This is a genomic window from Bacillus sp. WMMC1349 (assembly GCF_013155385.1).
GTDB lineage: Bacteria > Bacillota > Bacilli > Bacillales > Bacillaceae > Bacillus.
Genome location: NZ_JABJUQ010000005.1, coordinates 34,258 through 53,763 on the forward strand (window position 1 = coordinate 34,258; position 19,506 = coordinate 53,763).

37 protein-coding genes are annotated in these 19,506 nt (G+C 37.8%); 36 read left to right on the top strand and 1 reads right to left on the bottom strand.

Features of this window, described 5'->3' with window-relative positions:
- Positions 1-156: 156 nt before the first annotated feature.
- From HOO54_RS01540 to HOO54_RS01555, 5 genes are all read left to right on the top strand, one after another.
- Positions 157-402, top strand: coding sequence for a helix-turn-helix transcriptional regulator (locus HOO54_RS01540; protein ID WP_172292230.1), 246 nt, complete (start codon positions 157-159; stop codon positions 400-402).
- Positions 402-536 (top strand): hypothetical protein, encoded by a 135-nt coding sequence (locus tag HOO54_RS24635; RefSeq protein WP_301539265.1) that lies wholly within the window; start codon positions 402-404, stop codon positions 534-536. Before HOO54_RS01540 ends, HOO54_RS24635 begins: the two co-directional genes overlap by 1 nt.
- A complete protein-coding gene (locus tag HOO54_RS01545) occupies positions 537-1,352 on the top strand; it encodes a phage antirepressor KilAC domain-containing protein (RefSeq protein WP_172292232.1) in 816 nt (271 codons plus the stop codon).
- Complete coding sequence (locus HOO54_RS01550) at positions 1,352-2,008, top strand: hypothetical protein (RefSeq protein WP_216664702.1); 657 nt, start codon at positions 1,352-1,354, stop codon at positions 2,006-2,008. The genes HOO54_RS01545 and HOO54_RS01550 overlap by 1 nt, the downstream gene beginning before the upstream one ends.
- A 145-nt stretch (positions 2,009-2,153) precedes the next feature.
- Positions 2,154-2,402, top strand: a complete 249-nt coding sequence (locus tag HOO54_RS01555; protein WP_172292234.1) for a hypothetical protein — start codon at positions 2,154-2,156, stop codon at positions 2,400-2,402.
- Here HOO54_RS01555 and HOO54_RS01560 read toward each other — a convergent pair.
- Positions 2,399-2,779 (bottom strand): DUF2513 domain-containing protein, encoded by a 381-nt coding sequence (locus HOO54_RS01560; RefSeq protein WP_172292236.1) that lies wholly within the window; start codon positions 2,777-2,779, stop codon positions 2,399-2,401. The two genes, HOO54_RS01555 and HOO54_RS01560, sit on opposite strands and share 4 nt — an antisense overlap.
- Before the next feature lie 50 nt (positions 2,780-2,829).
- Between HOO54_RS01560 and HOO54_RS01565 the strand changes: the two genes are divergently transcribed.
- From HOO54_RS01565 to gpG, 31 genes are all read left to right on the top strand, one after another.
- Positions 2,830-3,099, top strand: coding sequence for a YqaH family protein (locus HOO54_RS01565; RefSeq protein ID WP_172292238.1), 270 nt, complete (start codon positions 2,830-2,832; stop codon positions 3,097-3,099).
- A 205-nt stretch (positions 3,100-3,304) separates the two neighbouring features.
- Positions 3,305-3,886, top strand: coding sequence for a host-nuclease inhibitor Gam family protein (locus HOO54_RS01570; protein ID WP_172292240.1), 582 nt, complete (start codon positions 3,305-3,307; stop codon positions 3,884-3,886).
- Positions 3,886-4,545: an ERF family protein gene (locus HOO54_RS01575; protein ID WP_172292242.1), complete on the top strand. Its 660-nt coding sequence runs from the start codon at positions 3,886-3,888 to the stop codon at positions 4,543-4,545. The genes HOO54_RS01570 and HOO54_RS01575 overlap by 1 nt, the downstream gene beginning before the upstream one ends.
- 15 nt (positions 4,546-4,560) lie before the next feature.
- Positions 4,561-5,424: a hypothetical protein gene (locus HOO54_RS01580; RefSeq protein ID WP_172292244.1), complete on the top strand. Its 864-nt coding sequence runs from the start codon at positions 4,561-4,563 to the stop codon at positions 5,422-5,424.
- Positions 5,342-6,130 carry an ATP-binding protein gene (locus HOO54_RS01585; protein ID WP_172292278.1) on the top strand — a complete coding sequence of 263 codons (789 nt, stop codon included), beginning with the start codon at positions 5,342-5,344 and terminating at the stop codon, positions 6,128-6,130. The genes HOO54_RS01580 and HOO54_RS01585 overlap by 83 nt, the downstream gene beginning before the upstream one ends.
- On the top strand, positions 6,127-6,276 hold the full coding sequence (locus HOO54_RS01590; RefSeq protein ID WP_172292246.1) for a hypothetical protein: 150 nt from the start codon (positions 6,127-6,129) through the stop codon (positions 6,274-6,276). Before HOO54_RS01585 ends, HOO54_RS01590 begins: the two co-directional genes overlap by 4 nt.
- Positions 6,276-6,485: a hypothetical protein gene (locus HOO54_RS01595; RefSeq protein WP_172292248.1), complete on the top strand. Its 210-nt coding sequence runs from the start codon at positions 6,276-6,278 to the stop codon at positions 6,483-6,485. The genes HOO54_RS01590 and HOO54_RS01595 overlap by 1 nt, the downstream gene beginning before the upstream one ends.
- Before the next feature lie 93 nt (positions 6,486-6,578).
- Entirely contained in the window at positions 6,579-6,956 is a 378-nt protein-coding gene (locus HOO54_RS01600; RefSeq protein ID WP_172292250.1) for a YopX family protein, read from the top strand.
- The gene (locus HOO54_RS01605) at positions 6,953-7,237 is read left to right on the top strand and encodes a hypothetical protein (protein ID WP_172292252.1); all 285 of its coding nucleotides are present in this window, start codon (positions 6,953-6,955) and stop codon (positions 7,235-7,237) included. Before HOO54_RS01600 ends, HOO54_RS01605 begins: the two co-directional genes overlap by 4 nt.
- The gene (locus tag HOO54_RS01610) at positions 7,234-7,650 is read left to right on the top strand and encodes a RusA family crossover junction endodeoxyribonuclease (protein WP_172292254.1); all 417 of its coding nucleotides are present in this window, start codon (positions 7,234-7,236) and stop codon (positions 7,648-7,650) included. Before HOO54_RS01605 ends, HOO54_RS01610 begins: the two co-directional genes overlap by 4 nt.
- Positions 7,637-7,849 (top strand): hypothetical protein, encoded by a 213-nt coding sequence (locus tag HOO54_RS01615; RefSeq protein ID WP_172292256.1) that lies wholly within the window; start codon positions 7,637-7,639, stop codon positions 7,847-7,849. Before HOO54_RS01610 ends, HOO54_RS01615 begins: the two co-directional genes overlap by 14 nt.
- Before the next feature lie 106 nt (positions 7,850-7,955).
- Positions 7,956-8,393 (top strand): single-stranded DNA-binding protein, encoded by a 438-nt coding sequence (ssb, locus tag HOO54_RS01620; RefSeq protein ID WP_172292258.1) that lies wholly within the window; start codon positions 7,956-7,958, stop codon positions 8,391-8,393.
- A gap of 11 nt (positions 8,394-8,404) precedes the next feature.
- Positions 8,405-8,581 carry a hypothetical protein gene (locus HOO54_RS01625; protein WP_172292260.1) on the top strand — a complete coding sequence of 59 codons (177 nt, stop codon included), beginning with the start codon at positions 8,405-8,407 and terminating at the stop codon, positions 8,579-8,581.
- Positions 8,568-8,738 (top strand): hypothetical protein, encoded by a 171-nt coding sequence (locus tag HOO54_RS01630; RefSeq protein WP_172292262.1) that lies wholly within the window; start codon positions 8,568-8,570, stop codon positions 8,736-8,738. Before HOO54_RS01625 ends, HOO54_RS01630 begins: the two co-directional genes overlap by 14 nt.
- Entirely contained in the window at positions 8,735-9,133 is a 399-nt protein-coding gene (locus HOO54_RS01635; RefSeq protein ID WP_172292264.1) for a hypothetical protein, read from the top strand. The genes HOO54_RS01630 and HOO54_RS01635 overlap by 4 nt, the downstream gene beginning before the upstream one ends.
- Positions 9,134-9,146: 13 nt before the next feature.
- Positions 9,147-9,293: a hypothetical protein gene (locus tag HOO54_RS01640; protein ID WP_172292266.1), complete on the top strand. Its 147-nt coding sequence runs from the start codon at positions 9,147-9,149 to the stop codon at positions 9,291-9,293.
- A gap of 195 nt (positions 9,294-9,488) precedes the next feature.
- Positions 9,489-9,866, top strand: a complete 378-nt coding sequence (locus tag HOO54_RS01645) for an ArpU family phage packaging/lysis transcriptional regulator (RefSeq protein ID WP_172292268.1) — start codon at positions 9,489-9,491, stop codon at positions 9,864-9,866.
- Positions 9,867-10,353: 487 nt separating this feature from the next.
- A complete protein-coding gene (locus tag HOO54_RS01650) occupies positions 10,354-10,704 on the top strand; it encodes a hypothetical protein (RefSeq protein ID WP_172292270.1) in 351 nt (116 codons plus the stop codon).
- Complete coding sequence (locus HOO54_RS01655) at positions 10,694-11,068, top strand: HNH endonuclease (protein WP_172292272.1); 375 nt, start codon at positions 10,694-10,696, stop codon at positions 11,066-11,068. The genes HOO54_RS01650 and HOO54_RS01655 overlap by 11 nt, the downstream gene beginning before the upstream one ends.
- Positions 11,069-11,296: 228 nt before the next feature.
- Positions 11,297-11,815 (top strand): phage terminase small subunit P27 family, encoded by a 519-nt coding sequence (locus HOO54_RS01660; protein WP_172292190.1) that lies wholly within the window; start codon positions 11,297-11,299, stop codon positions 11,813-11,815.
- Entirely contained in the window at positions 11,812-13,521 is a 1,710-nt protein-coding gene (locus HOO54_RS01665) for a terminase large subunit (RefSeq protein ID WP_172292192.1), read from the top strand. The genes HOO54_RS01660 and HOO54_RS01665 overlap by 4 nt, the downstream gene beginning before the upstream one ends.
- Before the next feature lie 11 nt (positions 13,522-13,532).
- Positions 13,533-13,721: a DUF1056 family protein gene (locus HOO54_RS01670; protein ID WP_172292194.1), complete on the top strand. Its 189-nt coding sequence runs from the start codon at positions 13,533-13,535 to the stop codon at positions 13,719-13,721.
- On the top strand, positions 13,722-15,026 hold the full coding sequence (locus tag HOO54_RS01675; protein WP_172292196.1) for a phage portal protein: 1,305 nt from the start codon (positions 13,722-13,724) through the stop codon (positions 15,024-15,026).
- Positions 14,977-15,702 carry a head maturation protease, ClpP-related gene (locus tag HOO54_RS01680; protein WP_172292198.1) on the top strand — a complete coding sequence of 242 codons (726 nt, stop codon included), beginning with the start codon at positions 14,977-14,979 and terminating at the stop codon, positions 15,700-15,702. The genes HOO54_RS01675 and HOO54_RS01680 overlap by 50 nt, the downstream gene beginning before the upstream one ends.
- Positions 15,703-15,741: 39 nt before the next feature.
- Positions 15,742-17,022 (top strand): phage major capsid protein, encoded by a 1,281-nt coding sequence (locus tag HOO54_RS01685; protein ID WP_253907589.1) that lies wholly within the window; start codon positions 15,742-15,744, stop codon positions 17,020-17,022.
- Between the two features lie 28 nt (positions 17,023-17,050).
- Complete coding sequence (locus HOO54_RS01690; RefSeq protein WP_172292200.1) at positions 17,051-17,353, top strand: head-tail connector protein; 303 nt, start codon at positions 17,051-17,053, stop codon at positions 17,351-17,353.
- A complete protein-coding gene (locus HOO54_RS01695) occupies positions 17,343-17,651 on the top strand; it encodes a phage head closure protein (RefSeq protein ID WP_172292202.1) in 309 nt (102 codons plus the stop codon). Before HOO54_RS01690 ends, HOO54_RS01695 begins: the two co-directional genes overlap by 11 nt.
- Entirely contained in the window at positions 17,651-18,049 is a 399-nt protein-coding gene (locus HOO54_RS01700; RefSeq protein WP_172292204.1) for an HK97-gp10 family putative phage morphogenesis protein, read from the top strand. The genes HOO54_RS01695 and HOO54_RS01700 overlap by 1 nt, the downstream gene beginning before the upstream one ends.
- Positions 18,046-18,429 carry a hypothetical protein gene (locus tag HOO54_RS01705; protein ID WP_172292206.1) on the top strand — a complete coding sequence of 128 codons (384 nt, stop codon included), beginning with the start codon at positions 18,046-18,048 and terminating at the stop codon, positions 18,427-18,429. Before HOO54_RS01700 ends, HOO54_RS01705 begins: the two co-directional genes overlap by 4 nt.
- A gap of 14 nt (positions 18,430-18,443) precedes the next feature.
- Positions 18,444-19,049 (top strand): major tail protein, encoded by a 606-nt coding sequence (locus tag HOO54_RS01710; RefSeq protein ID WP_172292208.1) that lies wholly within the window; start codon positions 18,444-18,446, stop codon positions 19,047-19,049.
- 64 nt (positions 19,050-19,113) lie between these two features.
- The gene (gene gpG, locus HOO54_RS01715; RefSeq protein ID WP_172292210.1) at positions 19,114-19,479 is read left to right on the top strand and encodes a phage tail assembly chaperone G; all 366 of its coding nucleotides are present in this window, start codon (positions 19,114-19,116) and stop codon (positions 19,477-19,479) included.
- The last annotated feature ends 27 nt before the right edge of the window (positions 19,480-19,506 follow it).

Genomic DNA, 19,506 nt, shown 5'->3' on the forward strand with positions numbered 1-19,506 from the left:
ACCTCCTTGTTATTTATGTTGTTATTATAAAACAAAATGTTAGCTATAGCAAACATACAGTTAGAAAAAACAACGCAAATATATAAAAATGGTGTAAAAATCGTTGACATCTAACAAAATGTTAGATATTATTAACGTGTGAGGAGGTGAGGTAAATTGGAATATAAAATTGCAAGAACTCCAAAAGAATGGAGGGCGCGTTTAAATTTAACTCAAGACGATGTAGCTAAAGCCTTAGGTATTCATAGAACTACTTACTCTTCGTGGGAGAGAAATCCGCAAAAGATGGAGATAGAAGAAGGTGTGGCACTAGCTGATGTATTTGGGTGTGACTTTTCAGAAATCATTTTTTTTAAACTAAAACCTAACAAAATGTTAGATATAGAGAGGGATGTTTCTTAATGAAAAAAAACAAATCAGTTGAATCAATTGTTCTTAGCGGAAAGTATGCTATTACATTTGTTCAAGAGATAAGACCGAGCATGCATTCAATTATTAAAGAACGAAAGGCAAAACAAAAAAAGGAGATTTCATAAATGAATGAATTACAAACGTTTAATCATAAAATTTTTGGAGATTTACCTGTAATGATAGTGGATGGAGTTGAGTGGTTTGGAGCAAAGGAAATTGCTAAAGCATTAAGCTTTTCGAAACCACATAATGCAATTCAAAACCATGTTGAGGAAGATGACTCCGCGGTCCACGGAGTCATCGACAGAATAGGAAGAAAACAAAAGAAAAAGTTCGTAAATGAATCAGGTTTATACGATTTAATATTTGGAGCTGCAAAACAAGGGAACAATCGAGAAATTAAAGAGAAGGCAAAAAAATTTAAACGATGGGTAACCTCTGAAGTGCTACCTATAATTAGAAAAACGGGCGGATACGTTAATAAAGGTAACGAAGAACAATTCATTAAAAACTATTTTCCTAGTTTCAGTGATGAAGTAAAGCAAGCAATGGTGCTAGATTTGCGAAATCAGAACAATCAACTAAAAAAGCAAATTGAGCAAAACAAACCTAAAGTTCTGTTTGCGGATAGTGTGTCAGCATCCAGTACATCTATTTTGGTGGGGGAGCTTGCAAAACTATTAAAACAGAATGGAATTGAAACGGGACAGAAACGATTTTTCGCATGGTTAAGAGACAACGGATATTTAATAAAGCGAAAAGGGACAGATTACAACATGCCAACTCAAAAGAGCATGGAAAGTGGATTGTTCGAAATTAAGGAAACATCTATAACACATTCAGATGGTCATATCAGTATCAGTAAGACACCTAAAGTCACTGGCAAGGGTCAAGTATATTTCATCAATAAGTTTCTAACGAAAGAAGAGGCGGTTTCATAATGTCAAATCAATTGCAGGTTATAGATGGTATTCAAAAGGAAAAGGTGGATTATTATTCGATCTATCGAAAAATATTTTTAAATGAGCTATACGAAGGATTGGCACAATGCGAAAGCCAGGGATCTATTGAAAGAGAGACCCTCAAAAGAGTTGTCTTTAGTGGTTTAAAAATGATTAATAGTGAGGACATGCCTGAAACATATGAAGACGTACTAACGAGATTTCACATTATTGGCTCTATCAATACAATGATAGGTTGGTTAACGCCAAGGGAATTGATGCAGATGTTCCCGGTCGAAAAGCATTATGACGGTGATAAATATGAAATGAAAGACTATTTTTACACAATGCGAGTTATTGAAGAAAAGGGACTAGACAATTGCATTGGAACAGAACGAGAAGTATTTGACTTTATTTCAGATTATCAAAACTCGGATATTACATCATTTATGATCGAATCGCTATCAACAGTCAGTGCCTTACGAAGAGCAGAAGGACAAAAAGGTTTGTTAGAAGAGTTTGCTGAGGAAAAGGGGATTGATACTTACACAATGGGGACTGATCACAGAGGAAAGCAAGTATTGGTTAACAATACAACTGGTGAAGTGCAGAGAGTGATAAAGAAGCGTCCGAGATATATACAGCCAGTAGATTAGGTCATTACTGACCAACTAAAAGGAGGTGGGTAAAGTGAAGATCAAAACAAAAGAATGGCTTGCTCTAAGCGAGGCAGAACGTTTTATGAAGATTTATCAGGCTTTTGTGAAGAAGCATATCTAAAAGTTAAAGGAGAGAGAATAAATGGCTAATATGAAATATCAAATGCCAGTTACATTAGAAAAAGGTAAGGCCTGGGCAGCTGTCTGGATTAAAGGGTTTGAAATAAAAAATAGAAATGCTTTTTCCATGGGTGATGCTAAAGAAAGCCAGCTCAATCTTGAACTGACTTTTAACAGTAATGATTATTCTACAGAAAAATATACACAGTTTATAAATGATCTTATTAGATTTCTTAATGAGCATGGTTGGACTGAAGGAAAACAATATTAATTTAAACCGAGCCTTTGTTTTAAATAATCTTGTGCAATTCCAGCCATTAACGACACTGAAATACTTGCAAGACCTTTTGTTTTTTCTTTAGTAGCTTCCCATATTGATGTCTCTCTTATGTTATCAAGAAATACATGGCCATCCCAGGTCAAATGACCTAGGATTAAGCCACTTAGTGAATCATCAGATCGTATTGCTTTACCTTCGATAAAATTGGCATCAATTAGCTTTAAAATAGCGTAAAACGAGGTTTCTTCTCCAAACTTTTGAACGGTTTGAAGTTCTCTTACCTCGCTAGTATTTAGCTGGTCGTTCAATGTAAGTTTTTCTTCTAATTCAAGAAGGATTTCTCTTACACAATCGTGATCAAGTTTCATAGTTTCACCCCCTATCTTACAGGAACATTATACCAAAGAGGAGGATAAGCATGAATTTAAATCGATTTCTAAAGTCTGATCAGGAAAGAGCTGAAAGGCTAATCAAATCAATGGATTTTCTAATCACTGAACTGTTACCAGATGCTATTGAGGACGGAGATTATGAAGGGTGTATTGAAATAGCAGGGTCGATGATTGCCCATTGTAAGGATCTTAAACGGATGGAGCATCCAGAACAAGTTGTTCAGCTGCATGAAATAGCGTCCCAACTCTTAAGTAAAGGGATAGACGTTTCAACTGTAAGGAGGGCGTATCAATGAATATCGAGCATCCAATCATTACAGAAATCAACCGTTACGGTTATCCGTTGGAATATTTGAAGTATGAAAAAGAGAAAGACAACGAAGAGGAAGACAATTAAAAAAGTTCACTCTGCCAAGTGAACTTTAGGGAAGTGATTTTTTAAGAAAGAATATTTAAAGCATATCGAATATTTTTTGAAAAATCAAGGGAGGAAACAAATTAATGAGTAGTCTTCCAGAAACAGAACAAGTGTTAATCGATCAGGTCGAAGAAGAGGAAAAGGATTATGAAGTGTTTGAGGTGACTGACCTAGAATCAGCAGCCGAAGCACAACGGCGCATCACTTACTTTAAAGGGAAACAATCAGAAATAGATGCAGTGGCTGAAAAGCAGCTTGAACGCCTCAGAACTCAAATTGAACGGGTTGAGTTTTGGCGTGATGAGTCTAAAAAACCATATGTCGAGCGTGAAAACTTCTATATCCATAGACTAGAGCGATACATGCGGGAAGAAGTCAGAAGGCAGATTGAAAGTGGCAAAAAGCCATATAAGTCAATCAATCTACCGTATGGAAAAATTAAGCTTACCAAGCAGCAGCCGGAATATCAACGTAATGAAACCGACTTGTTGAAATACGCGGAAACAAAAGGGTTAGTCAAAATTAAAAAAGACGTTGATTGGGCATCCATTAAAAAGAAATCTTCAGTTTTCGGGGACAAGCTAATAGACGCAGATGGCGAGATTATTTCAGGTGTGACAGTGGTTGATAGGGAAGATAAATTCACAGTCGAGGTGAACGAATAATGAATATTTATCAAAAGCTGATCGAGGTCAGAAAGGCGATCCCGTATCTCCAAAAAGAAAACAAAGGAAACCAGTACGAATATGTCGGATCAAGTCAGGTTTTAGGCGCTATCAGAGATGAATTAGACAAACAAACGCTTTTACTGATTCCGAAAATTGTAGACAAACGCATCTTAACAGAAACAGTTGAAAGTAAAGATAAGTACGGCAATCAGAAAAAGAAAACGACATATTTCACAGAATTAGACCTTGAATTTATTTGGGTGAATGCAGAAAATCCCGAAGAAACGTTGACTGTCCCTTTTTATGCACAGGGTGTTGATATAGCAGGAGAAAAGGGAGTCGGTAAGGCTTTGACATACGCTGAAAAATATTTTCTTTTGAAACAATTCAACATTCCGACAGATAAAGACGATCCAGACGCATTTCAACAAAAAGTAGAAGCGACAAAACCACCTGAAATGATCACACAGGAGCAAAAGGATGAAATTCAATCCCTTGCTCAACATTATATTGAATTGCGTGGACAAGGCGATGTGAAGACCGTTATAACAGCTCTTGACATCAAAGATATTAACAAAATCAATAAAGGGCAAGCTGACCATTGTATCTATCTACTTAAAAGATGGGTGGCTAAAGCAGAGAAAGAATTAGCATAACAAGAGGGTGATTTTATGGGCGGAGCGTTCCAAACAAGTAGAGACATTTTTACAAGCGATATATGGCAAAACCCAGTCGAATTCCGTCTATTCTTCTTTATTTATGGAAATGCAGTTTTTTCGGAAGAGGGGCAACGAAAAGGCGATGTTTTGGTGAAGCGCGGTCAATTTTTAAGATCATATCGAAATTTACAAAAAGACTTGCAGTATATCGAAAATAGATCGGTCAAACAGTATTCACTTTCGAGGATCAAAAGGGCGGTTGATCGACTGATTAAAGAAAATCGTTTGAAAATCGAGGACACCGAACTTGGAACGCTCTTCACTGTCGTAAATTATGAGGTATATCAGGGGTTAGAGAACTACAAAAAAGGCAACTTGGAACGGAGAGAGAACGCAGATGGAACGGAGACGGAACGCAGATGGAACAATAATAAGAATGTAAAGAAGGTAAAGAAGGAAAATAATAATAATAATAAACGTTTGGTTTTTGATGAAAAACAAATGCAGCTGGCTGAATTGCTTTGGAAACATGTCCATATAAACGCCCCTGACATGAAACAACCAAACCTTGATAAATGGGCTAATACAATTCGACTGATGATGGAACGTGACGGACGCACAGGAAAAGATATTCAAGAAGTGATCTTGTGGTCTACTAAACACGAATTCTGGTACAAAAATATTTTAAGTGCTGATAAATTGCGAAAACAATATGCCAGATTAGTAGTTCAGAAGAATGAAGAAGAAAGAAGGGGAACGAGAAATGGCAACCAACAACCGTACGGACAAAGCTATGGAGAAAATACTGAAGAAGCTTCAGGAAAGGTCAGCTCAATCTTTGGTGGAAGAGTCGGACGCCTTAGAAAAAAAGGGTGAATATGACTGTCCCACTTGTAAGGATGAATTGGGTTATCTAGAAAACAGGGACGGCATTGAGGTGTGGGTACGCTGTAAATGTGTTGAGTGGCGTCGAATTAGGAAATTAATGAATTCTAGTGACATAACTGCAGAGTTTGAGAAATTACAATTCAAGAATTTTGTTACGGAAGGGAAACACGGTCTGATCGTTGATGCTTACGATTGCGCTGTTGATTACTATAAGAATTTCGACAGTATCAAGGATAAACGTAAAAACAGCATTGCCCTTTTGGGACAGCCAGGATCAGGAAAGACACATTTACTTACAGCCATATCAAATAAATTAATCAAATCGAAAAACGTGCCAGTTCAATACTTTCCATATGTCGAGGGCTTCAATGATCTGAAAGATGATTTTGAAAAATTGGAAGAGAAGCTACGGCGAATGAAAGAGGTTGATGTCCTTTTTATAGACGATCTATTTAAGCCTCTGAAGGGTAAACCTAGGGCAACTGATTGGCAGGTGGAACAGACATATTCAGTCATCAATTATCGTTATCTCAATCATAAGCCGATTCTCATTTCAAGTGAATTGGATATTGAGCAGCTTGTACAAATAGACGAAGCACTCGGCACACGGATTTATGAAATGTGTGAGAACTATATAGTCATCATCAAGGGTGACCGGATGAAATTAAATCATAGATTAGGAGCTTGGAAATGAAAAACTATCAAATCATTCCATTGATGCCGGGAGTTTACGAATTGTCGCCAAGGAAGACAGGGAAAGGCAAAGACCTGACACCAGTTATCAAAATGCTAGAAGAGAAAATGCGCGAAATGGAAAAAGCGATAAAGGAGAGCGCCTAATGGGTGTTTATATCATGCTTGATCATTGTAATTTTGATTGGAAGCCGGACGAAGTGGATGAAGTTGAATCTTACTGGCAGGGCGGTTTACCCATTGAAAGAATTGCAAAAATCGTTAAACGACCAGTGAAAGAAGTCTTTCTCTTACTCTATGACCGTGCGGAGTTGGGGCATATCAGGGAAAGAGAAGGCGGGATATTCGGTGCTTGAGCAAATAAAAGCTGCATTTGAGATCTTATTTCTGGCCGGATACAGAGAAAAACAGATTAAGCAATGGATACATGATGACGGGAGGTAAGGAGATTGAGAGAGATCAAGTTTCGAGGTAAACCGATTGAGGATTATGGCGATATTAAATGGTTTTATGGCGGTATCGACTTATACCATGATAAAAAATTAGCCTATATCAGTGCTCCTTATAACGGTCATATACAGGTAGAGTGGGCATCAATTGGACAATACACCGGATTGAAGGACAAAAACGGTCAGGAGATCTACGAGGGGGATGTCTACCATCAAGGCGACCTAAATATCTTGTACGTTGTTGTATATAAAGACACTAGTTTTATAGGTAAGCAAATAAGGGCCAGTAGTTATGCGGGTTTGGAATATTGGAAAGACAGAATCGAAGTTATCGGCGACATATATCGAAATCCTGATCTATTGGAGGTGGCGGAATGATTAAATTACCTGAAAATCCTTGCGCTATCTGTCGGAAAAATGAGGTAACTCAGTTATGTGATTTTGTAACAGCTTATGTGTGGACATCAGTTCATGGTGGTATTCATAGAACTTGTGATTTGCCAATGTGTAAGGAGTGTGCAAAATCACACGGCCCATTTGACTTTTGCCCATACCATGATGGATTAAGCAAAAAGCTTAAAGTTCCAGATAAAAAATTAATAAGACGGAAAAATCAGTATAAATCAAAAGAGTTAAAAGAATTGAGGGGCAACCAATGATCACCCTTAACATACCCGTTACACCAATGGGAGCCGTTCGAATGACTGGGCGTGGCAAATTCGTAAATAAAAACGCTCAACGATACTTAGCCTATAAAGATTTCATCAAGTGGGAAGCGCAGAAACAGATGAAAAGCGATCCTTTTGAATCGGGAGCACTCCATGTAGATATCACTTTCGTTATGCCGATTCCTAAAAGTTGGTCAAAGAAAAAACAGCAACAATCCATCAATACGCTGCATACCAAAAAGCCAGACATCGACAATCTTATAAAAGGCGTGTTCGATGCTCTAAACAAAATTGCTTGGAAAGATGATAACCAAGTTTCAAAAGTAACTGCTTGTAAAAAGTACGGTGAAAAGCCAGGAATCGAGTTCAGATTACAAGGGCGACAGAAGAATGGGAACAGCTAAGCGTCTGATTATACGCTATAAAAACGATTATAGGCGCACTGTGGGGCATAACACCCTATGGAGGAACATTGATAGTCTAATAGAGTTAAAACGTCGCTATGGCTTTTTAAACGACGATTTAGAGTATATCGAAATTGATGGTATTGAATACGATCTCGACAAGGTAAGGGCAGCGCTCGAAAAGCATGGTTATTCATGAGATTGAAACAACTTTCCGTATAAATGGGATTTCACACCGGAGAGTAAAATAAATAACGGCTTCATTTGTCGAATTTTGTCGAAAAAATGAGAGGGAGAATTTAAACATGTTAAATAGATCAATTATTGTTGGACGCTTAACTAAAGATCCAGAGTTAAGATATACCGGCTCAGGTGTTGCTGTTGCAGGATTCACACTTGCGGTTAATCGACCGTTCAAAAATCAAAATGGAGAGTCAGAAGCAGACTTTATAAACTGTGTGGCTTGGAGAAAGCAGGCTGAAAACGTCGCGAACTTTCTTAAAAAGGGATCATTAGCAGGCGTAGACGGACGATTGCAGACACGCAACTATGAAAACCAGCATGGTGGTCGGGTGTTCATTACAGAATTAGTCGCTGAATCAGTTCAATTTCTGGATACAAAAAACAGCAACCAGAATCAAGGACAGAACCAGAGACAACAGCAAGGAAATAGATTCCTAGATGACCCGTTTGCCAATAATGGAAAGCCGATTGATATAAAAGATTCAGATTTGCCGTTTTAAGGGGGATAAACATGATAAGGCGTGTTGTTCAGTGGGTGGCAACAAACTATGATTCTGAGAATCTACAGGTCATTACTGTTTTTGAAGAAGGCATAAATAAACAAGCTGCTAAAAATCAAACACCGTTCTGCAGGCGTCACAGGGTACTTTACAAAAGTAAAGGGGGGAATAAATATGAGTTCAAATAAAAATTGGAGATTGCCAGGGGAAGTGAAAGTTTGGAAGATGACAGAGAAAGAACGGTTGGCTTATATCAAAAAGTACCCAATTGTCTACCGAGAGTATTTAAAACCTTCACGTAATTTTATATTTGAAAAACAGAATTATTGGGAGGCATGGAAATGACACTCTTACAAGGGGAATTCCTAAATCTATACAAGGCAAAATTGAATACCAGTAAAAAAACATCAGAACAAATTAAAAACGAATTAACTGGGCTAGAACCAAATGAAGAAGAAATTCAAAATTGGCTTAAAATATATGGCTTAATTGCCGGAGTAGAGGTTATTGTCGCAAAAAGTTGGAGTGGAGACGGGTATTGTCTCGTTAACTGGCTAGAAAAAGATAGTGGAACAATAAAAGAGTTTTTCTACCACTTAGAACAAGATCCAATGTTCGGCTCCTATTTTGATGAACGAGAAGAGTTTGAGGAAGATTGGCAATCGGGAGAGTATTGTCCGGCCTGTTCAATTGTATTCAGTGATAAAGATGTTGAAATTATTGAGATAATTGTTCGTTAAAGGAGTTACGAAAATGAAAGAATGCTCAAATTGTGGTGATGAGTTTCAAACAGATGAAGGTTATCCAACTAATCAAGAAAATAGGTTTGAATGTTGTTGTTCATTAAATTGTTGGCTTGAGCTTATAGATGAAGCGCCTTGGAAAGAAGAAATTGACTAATTCACAGTTTAAGAAATTAACGGCATAGTGTTCAGTCGTAGTTGACTAAAAAATAACATAAGACGGGAAGGGAGAATCATGATCTATCTAATTATAGGAATCATTATTATTGCAGCACCGTTGATTTGGATAGAGTTTACCGAAAGACGTATTGAAAAATGGGAAAAAGAAAAGTAGAAGAATAGGAGGGATAGGATGTCTAAACAATTATCTTTTCTTCCAGCTGTGGATGAAAAAGCCGTCCGCAAAGTTGTCATCAAAGAATTGAAAAATTACCGTGCGCTTAAAGTCCAATTGGAGAACAAAAAGGAATGTTCATCTGCTGGCATAAATACTTTCCCTTCCCTCCGAGATTCATTAAATCTCAATGAACTCAAGGTCAAGCAGATGGAACGCGCCTTACAAAACAGCTTGGATGAAGAAGAACGGTTAATCATTGAAAAGAAATATCTAACTGCTGCAAGGGTAAAAGATATTCATATCTATATAGAACTCGGAATGAAAAAGGATACTTATTATGAAATCAAGCAACGCGCTATAAACCGTATAGCTACAGCACTCGGAATTATCTGAGTGCTTTTTTTATCGACAAAATCCCGACATTTTTCCGATAAAATGGGGGACAAAAAGGGGGACTATTTATGTCTGCATTAGCGATAACATTTACTTATCAAGAATATATGGGAGACGCGCCTTTCCCTTATCAATGGCGTATCCGGATACGGAACAAAGGTGTTGAGGAATGAAGCCGAACGGGAGGAACATTCTGAGCCTGGATAGCGCTAGTCTTGCGGCAGCCGTATCGGGGAATAGTATTTTCATTGTACCCATGATCTTACTATGCTTGGCTTCCTCCCGGGGTATGTGTAAGTTCAATTTTATTAAATATAAGCGTGTTAATGGACTTGGTTGATGTTCTCTGTAAACCGTGTCCAGTGAATCTCAGATAAGACGATTGATGGCAAAGGGAGCCTCTGAGTGTGGGCATGGTTTAGAAAGAATATAGCCAAGCGCTTTTCCGAAAGGGAGGGTGTTTTTTTATTTGAGGGAGGTATAAAAAGTGGATTTTAAAAAGGATTTAGCCAATATGAGTATATCTGACCTATTGGAAAGGGTAGTAAATGGTCCATATCAACCGTATCAATCAATCACAACTAAAGAGAAAATGGCACCACCTTTACTTCAAATTGAACTTGATGATATTGATTCTCCGCCACGTATTTTTTATAACGGTAAAAAAATTGACAAGATTATAAATGCAGATTTTTCATACTTAACTAGGGATGATTCAACGCTTAATCCAACGCATATTGACATTGAATTTGTCGATAAAGATAGCAAGTATGGAACAAAAGCAATCGTTTACAATCGATCTCTTTACAACCGAAGGAAGGATAACAATGCCACCTAAGCCGTTAAGGGAGTGTAAGGCCTATGGGTGTAAGGCACTAACTAGAGAAGCCTATTGCCATGATCATAAGCACATCAAGCAAGAGGAAACAAAACAATACAACAAACATTCAAGAGACAAAACAATTACAAGTTTTTATAAATCAACTGATTGGAAGCAAACAAGACAACTTGCTTTGTTAAGAGACAACTATCTTTGTCAGAGATGTTTGAGGGAACATCGCTTCATACCTGCTGACATGGTTCACCACATTGTGGAAGTAAAAGAGGACTGGTCCAAGCGTTTAGACCTTTCAAACCTTGAAAGTCTCTGTAATGCTTGCCATAACAAGGTTCATGGTGATCGAAGTAAGCTAGGGCAGTAGGATACCCCCCTACTAAAATCTTTGGAAAACAACCGTCTGGGGAACGGCGCGCCCTCTTCTGCAAACAAACACCGCTTTTCAAAGTTCCCGAAAAATACAAAATACCCTCTCGGCGATTTGCCAAGAGGGCTTGATATAAACGATTTGATTGTTAGTTTCATCATAGCATGTTTGACGGAAAAAACAAGCGAAAAAAGAAGATTTTTTTAACGAAATGAGGTGAAAAACATGCCGAGACCCGCAAAATCTGCAGCTCTTCAACTAATACAGGGTAATCCGAATAAAAAGAATACTGAGGAATTAGCCACCAGAGCTAAATATGAAAAACAAATGAAAATGCGTACTGAAAATATTAAGCCTCCTTCATGGTTGGATGATAAGGTAGCTAAAAAAGAATTTAAACGGGTTGCTGCTTTATTGTCTGAAGTGGATCTCATCACAGAGGCGGATATCAACATGTTGGCCACCTATTGTAAGATTTACTCTCGATATATTTCTATTACAAAAAAAATTGATGAAGATGGCATCATGATAAACACAGAAGGGTGTAATGAAAATGGTCAGCCCATCAAGTCGGTTGGTGAAGAACATCCCCTTCTTAAACGCGAGAAAAATTATTATGATCAGATGATATCTGCGGCCAACCATTTTGGCCTTACACCGTCTGCACGTGCAAAACTAGCCATCACCAAAACTCAGGAAGAACGAGAAAAGACGGCAGCGGAAAAGGAGTTTGGTAATGTATGAATACAATTAAACAGTTTATGATTGACTACTCGCGCGATGTGATATCGGGTGAGATTGTGGCGTGTCAAAAACATATTTGGGCTTGTCATCGCTTTTTAAATGACATTAAGAGAGAAGGAACAAGGGAGTTCCCTTATATATTTGATGACGAGAAAGCTAGACGGTTTCTTTATTGGATGACTCAGTTTAAGCATACAAAAGGACCTCTCGCAGGAGAAAATATTGTCCCCGAACCAATCCAAATTTTTATTTTTGGCAATGTGTATGGGTGGGTTCACAAAGAAACAAGGTATCGCAGATTCACAAAAGTATATTGGCAAGTTGGACGTAAGAACGCGAAAACACAAAGTTTAGCTTGTGTTGCTTCTTATGAAGCTATGGCAAATGATGAAAATATGTCAGAGGTCTACATTGGGGCAACGAAAACTGAGCAAGCAAAAATATGTTGGAATGAGATCAAAGCACAGATTCTTCAGTGTGAGCTATTAAATAAACCTGAGCAAAAATATAGGATTGCCTACGGGAAAATTGAACATCCAAAAACACAATCTAAAATTGAGGCACTCTCTAAAGATGCAGGGAAAACAGGAGATGGGTTCAATCCTCAGTGCGGAATTATAGACGAATATCACGCACATAAAACATCTGAAATATATGATGTACTTGTTTCTGGTATGGCTGCACGAAATCAGCCGTTAATGGTCATTATTACGACTGCCGGTTTTGAATTAAATAACCCTGCCTACCGCGTTGAATATGATTACGTGTCACGCATTTTAGATCCAAATAAAGTAGAAACAAATGAGCAGTATTTTGTGATGGTTAATGAATTAGACAAAGGTGATGACATTAAGGATGAGCAGAACTGGATCAAAGCCAATCCTATTGTTGCTAAAAATGAACATGGACTTAATTATCTGCGTGGAGAGTTGGAAGTTGCCTTGGCTGTACCAGAGAAAATGAGGAACTTTCTGACTAAGAATATGAATATCTGGGTTAACATGCGTGAAAATGGCTACATGGACATGCAAGCTTGGAAAGATTGTGGATCTGATCATTTTCCTGATCTATCCGGCCGGGAGTGCTATGTTGGAATTGACTTATCAAAACGAATTGACCTGACAGCCGTATCTTTTATTTTTCCGTTAGATGATGGGAGCTTTGCTGTAGAAAGTCATGGTTTTATGCCTGAAGATACATTCTATGAACGTATGAAGACAGATCATGTCCCTTATGACTTGTGGAGGGAGAGGAACTGGTTAACCGTTACTGATGGTGCTGTAGTTGATTATGACTATATCAGAGCTTATATCAAGAAAATGGAGAAAGAGAAAGGATGGAAAATTAAAGAAATCGGTTACGATCCATATAATGCGACACAGTTTGCTCAACAGATGGAGGCTGACGGATATGTGATGATTGAAATTAGGCAGGGAGTTGCCACACTTTCAGAGCCTACAAAAGACTTTCGCGAAAAAGTAAAGGCGAAAAACATCATCCATAATAAAAACGATCTACTGACATGGGCGATGGGTAATGCTGTTACAAAAGTAGATGCTCAAGAAAATATCATGCTGGACAAATCAAAGTCAACACAACGGATTGACCCTGCTGCAGCCCTTATTAATGCACATGTGAGAGCATCTCAAATTGATATGACGATTGACTTAAATGCTTATATCAAGTCAGGATCTTTCAGCCTGTAGGAGGTGGGAATATGAAATTTATAAAAAGTATGCAGCCGTTTATAGATGATATCTTACTTATTATAGGGATGATATTCATTTCTACTGCCATATATCGAATAAATATCAACGCGGGTTTGATTGCGACCGGTGTTTTTTTATTTTCTCTTGCTGGCTTGTTAGGTGTAGATAGGCAGCGTAAGGAGGAAGGAGGGGATTAGATGCTATTAAGCCGTTTAAAGGGCGGGGTCAAGAATGAAATCGCAGAAGAGGATAGCGGCTCCCTTCTTCATCCAGCCAATTGGTTTAGAAATATTTTTGCTGGCACTGAAACCTCATCAGGTGAAAGAGTATCATCAAAAACAGCTGTTCTTCATCCCGATGTTTATGCATGTGTCATAGTTTTGGCGGATGATATCGCGAAACTGCCAATCAAACTTTTTCAGAATAAAAACGGCAATATCAAACAAGTCCAAAATGATATTAGTGAGATGATTCTGAACAAAGTCAATGATTATATGACAAGTTTTATTTGGAAAAGGCTTTTGGTCACAAGGCTTTGTACTTGGGGGAACAGTTACAATCTTTTGCTTTTTGATAAAGACGGAAATGTGACTGGAATCAGACCTTTAAACCCTGAGGCAACAAATACAAATATTGACCCTAATAACGGTCGGGTTTGGTATTCAACCACGATTGACAGCAAATATCGTGAGTTTTTTTATGAAGAAGTTCTGCATTTTAAAAACCTTTCTCTTGATGGAATTGTGGGACAAACTCCGATTTCAGTTATTCGTGACAATATCGGATCAAATCGAGCTGCCACAAAATTCAATGCAAAATTTTATAAAAATGGTGGCGCTCCGTTTGGCGTTGTCAAAGCACCAACTCTATTAGATAGAGAAAGTAAAAAAATTGTGAGAGAAGACTGGGAGCGTGTAAATGCGGGTCAGTCTATTGCAGTCCTAGACGCTGGTCTCGACTATTCACAAGTAACCATGCCGATGAAGGATGCTCAATTTATTGAGTCCATGAAATGGAACCGTCAGCAGATCGCATCTATTTATAAGGTACCACCACATAAAATAGGTGAACTTGATCGAGCCACTTTCTCTAATATCGAACAACAATCATTGGATTATGTCAAAACGACGTTACAACCTTTAGTGACAAATATAGAACAAGAATTGAACGATAAAATATTGACAGAAAACCAGTTAAAAAGTGGTTATTACTTTAAATTTAACCTAGAATCAGAACTTCGTGGAGATAGTAAATCTCGTGCTGAGTTTTATAAAACGATGCAAAGTGTTGGCGCTTTTAGCGTAAACACAATCCTTCAAAAAGAGGACATGACCGGAATTGGAGATATTGGGGATGAGCATTATGGGAATTTAAATCTTGTTCCTCTTTCAATTATGAAAGAATATCAATTGAACAAAGTAAAAGGGACATCTGATGAACAGAAGGGGGGTGATGGCAACGAAGAAGAAAAACAAGTATTGGAACATGAAGATTCTGAATGATTCTACTGCTGAAATCACACTTTATGGCTCAATAACGGGTGAAGGATGGTTTAGTGAGAGTTCTTCTAAAGTTTTTCAGTCAGAATTGAAAAGTTTAGGTGATGTAAGCTCTATTGATTTGTACATTAATTCACCTGGAGGAGATGTCTTTGAGGGCCAAGCGATTCATTCAATGCTTAAACGTCATAAAGCTAAAATTAATGTTTATGTGGATGCACTGGCTGGAAGTATTGCCTCAGTTATTGCAATGGCGGGGGATAACATTACAATGCCAAGTAACGCCATGATGATGATTCATAATCCTTACATGGGAATGGTCGGGAATGCAACAGAATTTCGAAAGGCTGCCGATGATCTTGACAAGATCACAGAAAGTATTGTTTCGACATACCTTGATAAAGCTGGTGACAAGCTGGATGATGTTACTTTACATCAATTACTTGATGAAGAAACGTGGCTGACAGCTGATGAAGCATTACATTATGGTTTGATTGATGAGGTCTCAGAATCAAAGGATGTAGCAGCCTGTATTGATCATCAAATTTTGGCACACTTTAAACATGTGCCAGGAAAGATAGTTGCTAAAACAGTTGCTGAAAATTCGGCTGAAGAAGCAGGATTGGATGAATTACAAAAACAAAAAATTGATATGAAACTTGAACTCTTAAATCTTTAAGGGTTCTTTTTTAATGCCACTTTTAAGGAGGACAAGAATTTGAAACCGAAACTATTAAAACAAAAAAATTTTTTATTGAAACTAGATATTCAATTTTTTGCTGGAGGTGGAATGTCTAAAAAAGAACGGGAGTTACGCCAAACGCTAGCAGAAAAGCGTACAGAAATTGAAGCATTGACAGACAAAGGGAAAATTGATGAAGCTAAAAAACTACTTTCTGAAGCTCAACAAATAAAAGAGCAGATCCAGACATATGAAGAAGTCCGAAATATGCAAGTCCCTTATGAACAGGAGCAGACATCACAAGATTCAGTAGCAACTGGTCAACAGCCAACAGATGATATCGCCAAAACGGAAGTAAAGAACCATGTTCAGCTTTTTGCGTCAGCTCTTAAATCTGGAACAATACCGAAACCTCTTTCCGCAATGAAAGAAGGTGTGGATGAAGATGGCGGTCTTGTTGTTCCGCAAGATATTTCAACGAAGATCAACGAAAAACGTAGACAATTTGATACACTGGCTAATCTCGTTGATGTCATTCCGGTATCTACAAATAAAGGTTCACGAGTGCTTGAAAAACTAGCAGATATCACTCCATTAGCAAACCTTGAAGAATTAGCGGATATTACGGAACTAGAGAATCCTAAATTTGAAAACATTAAATATAACATTAAAGATTATGCAGGAATTTTGGTTCTTTCTAATGATTTGCTTTCAGATACACAAGAAGCGCTTCTTCAATATTTGACCAATTGGCTCGCTAAGAAATCAGCTGTTACGCGTAATACGTTGATTATTAAGCAATTAGGAACACTCGTAAAAACAGCAGTTTCAAAGCAAGACGATATTAAAGATATTTTGAACGTCAAGCTTGATCCAGCTATCAACGCCACAACCTCTTTTATTACAAATCAATCAGGATTTAATGTTTTGGATAAATTGAAGGATGCTTTTGGCCGGTACTTACTACAGCCTAATCCAACAGATCCGACTAAAAAACTTTTATTCGGAAAGCCTGTGTCCGTTATATCTGATAAATATTTGCCAAACGGTGGTACAAAAGCAGCGCCAAAATATCCGTTGATTGTCGGTGATCTTAAAGAAGCTGTTAAACTATTTGACCGTCAGCAATATTCCATTTTAACGACAAATGTTGGCGGTAAAGCATTCTATCGTAATTCTACAGATATGCGAATCATTGAACGTGAAGATGTTGTTCTTTGGGATACTGATGCTGTTGTGTTTGCAGAGTTTTCATCAATCAAAGATGCAACTCCAGACAATGGGGTTCCAAATCCCGGTTCTGGTGAGAACAAATAATAGGTGAATGAAAGCTAGGTGATGCCCAATGACAGAAATTGAGCAAAAAGAACTTAAAGAAGCGAAAAAATTTCTCAGGGTTGATGGTGATTTGGAAGATGATTTAATCCTGGGATTTATCGCTTCGGCGAAGGAATATATTACAGCTGCAACTGGTTTAAAGTTCCCAAATCATTCAGCACGAGCTGATATGTGTGTAAAAGCATTTGTAACGCATTGGTATGAAAACAGGGAAGTAGCTGGCACAACTTCAAACCTTGATGGGGTGCTAACGATGATGATCAATCAATTAAAATATACGGTTTCGGAGACTGGTTCCAATGTTGAATGACATGCGGTATCGGATTGAATTTCAACAGAAAAAAGAGGGCGGGCGCCTCCCTGTGGAAGGTAAGTATGAAACTGTTGTGGAATGCTGGGCCAAAGCTGAGGGATTAAAAGGCCGAGAGTATTATGCAGCGGCAGCTGTTCAGAAAGAAAAAACTATAAAATTTACAATTCGTCACCGTGAAGATCTTAACGAACATATGCGAATTCTTTTTCAAGATCAACCATACGAGATTGAATCAATTTTGCCGAACTATTCTCGGAAACATTTCACCACAATAAGGGCAAAGGCGGTGGAATAATGGAATTTGAAATGGAGATGCAGGGCTTTAAAGAATTAGATTCATATTTAACTGACCTTGCAAGGAAAGATGAGTCAATCAATAAAGCAGCCGTAAAAGCCGGGGGTGCTATTCTTGCCAAAGAAATAGATAAAAATGCACCTCGATCTGATATTGGGGGCAGTCATCCCCATATTGATGAGGATATTATTGTTGGAAACCGTACTCGAAAGGATTTGGATGGTGAAATCTATGCTGTTGTTGGACCTACTAAAGACACAAAATTCCGTGTTCACTTACCGGAATTCGGAACCATTCATCAGCCAGCTAATCCATTTATTCAGCGAAGTATGAGAAGCGCAAATGAAAGAATGTTACAAGCGATGGCAAGCGTAATTAAAAGAGGGTACAAGCTATGAATGTAGTAGAAAGGTCTTTACTACTGAAAAACAAAGTATTTGAAGCGTTGGAGAATGATCCAGCGCTTTTATTATTGGTGAAACCATCAAATATTTTTGAACTAGCTGTACCAATTGGGATCAAAAGTAAGCCAGCCTATATTGTTGTACAGGAACTAGAGTATAGAGCTACTCAGTGGGCTGATGGCAAGCCAATAAAGGATAGTGCTGTCTATCAAATTGATGTCTATCACAGTTCTTCCTGTGATGAGATTCTTGTTGCCATCGTTCATGTGATGAATCAATTAGATTTTCAAACGACTGTTTTAATCAATGGTTTTTTAAAAGATGAAGTCCTCATCCGGAAAGGATATCGATTTGAGGCCAATATTTTAATATAATTGGAGGTTTAAAAATGCCTGAATTTAGTTCAGTTACCGGGTTGGAAGGTGTGAAATTCGCACCACTAAAAAAGGAAAACGGGGTTTATATAGCCTCAAAAATTATAGATTACCCTTATGCAATTAATGCAAAAGTAAATACTGAAACTTCAACAGAAAAGCAGTATGCGGATAATAAACTGGTTGATATGGCTGTTACAACAGGTTCCACAAAACTGGAACTCGAAATGCGTGATTTACCAATGGAAATATTAGCTGAGTTGTTAGGAATTGAAGCAACAGATGGACTGTATATGTTTAAAAAGAATATTATCCCGCCATGGGTTGCTATGTCGTTTTTTGGGCCGAAAGCAAACGGTAATCATCGTCATGTGGGATTAGTGAAAGGTCGTTTCTCGTTACCAGATGATGAATGGAAAACAAAAGAAGAAAAAACGAATTTCCAAACAATCAAACTTTCAGCTGAGTTTATGGAGCGTGAGCAGGATAATGTCTTTAAAGTATTAGCTGATGAAGATGCACCAAGCTTCAGTTTGGATAAGTTCTATACGAAGGTATTTGGCGATGCTTACAAGTCTCCTAGTGCAGGAGATAACCCTAACGTCAATCCAGGAAAATAAACATAAAGGGAAGCCTTAGTGCTTCTCTTTTTTCGTACTCAATACTTTTAAAGGAGGAGTCAGCATGGCTCAAAAGCAAATTGCAATTAAATTATGGTTTGAAAAAGATCAAAAATATAAAACGTTTATTGCCCCTCGTACGAATACAAAAATCTTGTATGAAGCCTTGGAATTAGATGAAGATGCAGCAAAAAAAACAAAAAACATTAAAGAAGTCCTTAAAAGTCTAGATGAACGCATGAAATTTATTGTCCGAGTATTTCACAACCAGTTTAGCTTAGAGGAATTCCAAGAAGGCCTACAATCCTTTGAGGTATCTGATCAAGTAAGACGAATCATGGGCGAAATCATGGGATACGAAGAGGTTAAAGAGGACGATGATTTTTTGCAGACAGCGGAAACAGAAACCTTACAGCCAAAAGTGGAATAGAGCAACTCAATGATATTTATTCGGCTC

Excerpts from the sequence above, each read along its gene's own strand:
- HOO54_RS01610 (WP_172292254.1), top strand. The coding sequence starts at position 7,234 with ATGATCACCCTTAACATACCCGTTACACCAATGGGAGCCGTTCGAATG.
- HOO54_RS01625 (WP_172292260.1), top strand. The coding sequence starts at position 8,405 with ATGATAAGGCGTGTTGTTCAGTGGGTGGCAACAAACTATGATTCTGAG.
- HOO54_RS01645 (WP_172292268.1), top strand. The coding sequence starts at position 9,489 with ATGTCTAAACAATTATCTTTTCTTCCAGCTGTGGATGAAAAAGCCGTC.
- HOO54_RS01680 (WP_172292198.1), top strand. The coding sequence starts at position 14,977 with ATGGCAACGAAGAAGAAAAACAAGTATTGGAACATGAAGATTCTGAAT.
- ssb (WP_172292258.1), top strand. The coding sequence starts at position 7,956 with ATGTTAAATAGATCAATTATTGTTGGACGCTTAACTAAAGATCCAGAG.
- HOO54_RS01570 (WP_172292240.1), top strand. The coding sequence starts at position 3,305 with ATGAGTAGTCTTCCAGAAACAGAACAAGTGTTAATCGATCAGGTCGAA.
- HOO54_RS01595 (WP_172292248.1), top strand. The coding sequence starts at position 6,276 with ATGGGTGTTTATATCATGCTTGATCATTGTAATTTTGATTGGAAGCCG.
- HOO54_RS01675 (WP_172292196.1), top strand. The coding sequence starts at position 13,722 with ATGCTATTAAGCCGTTTAAAGGGCGGGGTCAAGAATGAAATCGCAGAA.
- HOO54_RS01550 (WP_216664702.1), top strand. The coding sequence starts at position 1,352 with ATGTCAAATCAATTGCAGGTTATAGATGGTATTCAAAAGGAAAAGGTG.
- HOO54_RS01605 (WP_172292252.1), top strand. The coding sequence starts at position 6,953 with ATGATTAAATTACCTGAAAATCCTTGCGCTATCTGTCGGAAAAATGAG.
- HOO54_RS01590 (WP_172292246.1), top strand. The coding sequence starts at position 6,127 with ATGAAAAACTATCAAATCATTCCATTGATGCCGGGAGTTTACGAATTG.
- HOO54_RS01545 (WP_172292232.1), top strand. The coding sequence starts at position 537 with ATGAATGAATTACAAACGTTTAATCATAAAATTTTTGGAGATTTACCT.
- HOO54_RS01690 (WP_172292200.1), top strand. The coding sequence starts at position 17,051 with ATGACAGAAATTGAGCAAAAAGAACTTAAAGAAGCGAAAAAATTTCTC.
- HOO54_RS01565 (WP_172292238.1), top strand. The coding sequence starts at position 2,830 with ATGAATTTAAATCGATTTCTAAAGTCTGATCAGGAAAGAGCTGAAAGG.
- HOO54_RS01670 (WP_172292194.1), top strand. The coding sequence starts at position 13,533 with ATGAAATTTATAAAAAGTATGCAGCCGTTTATAGATGATATCTTACTT.
- HOO54_RS01575 (WP_172292242.1), top strand. The coding sequence starts at position 3,886 with ATGAATATTTATCAAAAGCTGATCGAGGTCAGAAAGGCGATCCCGTAT.
- HOO54_RS01705 (WP_172292206.1), top strand. The coding sequence starts at position 18,046 with ATGAATGTAGTAGAAAGGTCTTTACTACTGAAAAACAAAGTATTTGAA.
- HOO54_RS01555 (WP_172292234.1), top strand. The coding sequence starts at position 2,154 with ATGGCTAATATGAAATATCAAATGCCAGTTACATTAGAAAAAGGTAAG.
- gpG (WP_172292210.1), top strand. The coding sequence starts at position 19,114 with ATGGCTCAAAAGCAAATTGCAATTAAATTATGGTTTGAAAAAGATCAA.
- HOO54_RS01700 (WP_172292204.1), top strand. The coding sequence starts at position 17,651 with ATGGAATTTGAAATGGAGATGCAGGGCTTTAAAGAATTAGATTCATAT.
- HOO54_RS01560 (WP_172292236.1), bottom strand. The coding sequence starts at position 2,779 with ATGAAACTTGATCACGATTGTGTAAGAGAAATCCTTCTTGAATTAGAA.
- HOO54_RS01635 (WP_172292264.1), top strand. The coding sequence starts at position 8,735 with ATGACACTCTTACAAGGGGAATTCCTAAATCTATACAAGGCAAAATTG.
- HOO54_RS01660 (WP_172292190.1), top strand. The coding sequence starts at position 11,297 with ATGCCGAGACCCGCAAAATCTGCAGCTCTTCAACTAATACAGGGTAAT.
- HOO54_RS01585 (WP_172292278.1), top strand. The coding sequence starts at position 5,342 with ATGGAGAAAATACTGAAGAAGCTTCAGGAAAGGTCAGCTCAATCTTTG.
- HOO54_RS01695 (WP_172292202.1), top strand. The coding sequence starts at position 17,343 with ATGTTGAATGACATGCGGTATCGGATTGAATTTCAACAGAAAAAAGAG.
- HOO54_RS01655 (WP_172292272.1), top strand. The coding sequence starts at position 10,694 with ATGCCACCTAAGCCGTTAAGGGAGTGTAAGGCCTATGGGTGTAAGGCA.
- HOO54_RS01640 (WP_172292266.1), top strand. The coding sequence starts at position 9,147 with ATGAAAGAATGCTCAAATTGTGGTGATGAGTTTCAAACAGATGAAGGT.
- HOO54_RS01615 (WP_172292256.1), top strand. The coding sequence starts at position 7,637 with ATGGGAACAGCTAAGCGTCTGATTATACGCTATAAAAACGATTATAGG.
- HOO54_RS01665 (WP_172292192.1), top strand. The coding sequence starts at position 11,812 with ATGAATACAATTAAACAGTTTATGATTGACTACTCGCGCGATGTGATA.
- HOO54_RS24635 (WP_301539265.1), top strand. The coding sequence starts at position 402 with ATGAAAAAAAACAAATCAGTTGAATCAATTGTTCTTAGCGGAAAGTAT.
- HOO54_RS01580 (WP_172292244.1), top strand. The coding sequence starts at position 4,561 with ATGGGCGGAGCGTTCCAAACAAGTAGAGACATTTTTACAAGCGATATA.
- HOO54_RS01630 (WP_172292262.1), top strand. The coding sequence starts at position 8,568 with ATGAGTTCAAATAAAAATTGGAGATTGCCAGGGGAAGTGAAAGTTTGG.
- HOO54_RS01710 (WP_172292208.1), top strand. The coding sequence starts at position 18,444 with ATGCCTGAATTTAGTTCAGTTACCGGGTTGGAAGGTGTGAAATTCGCA.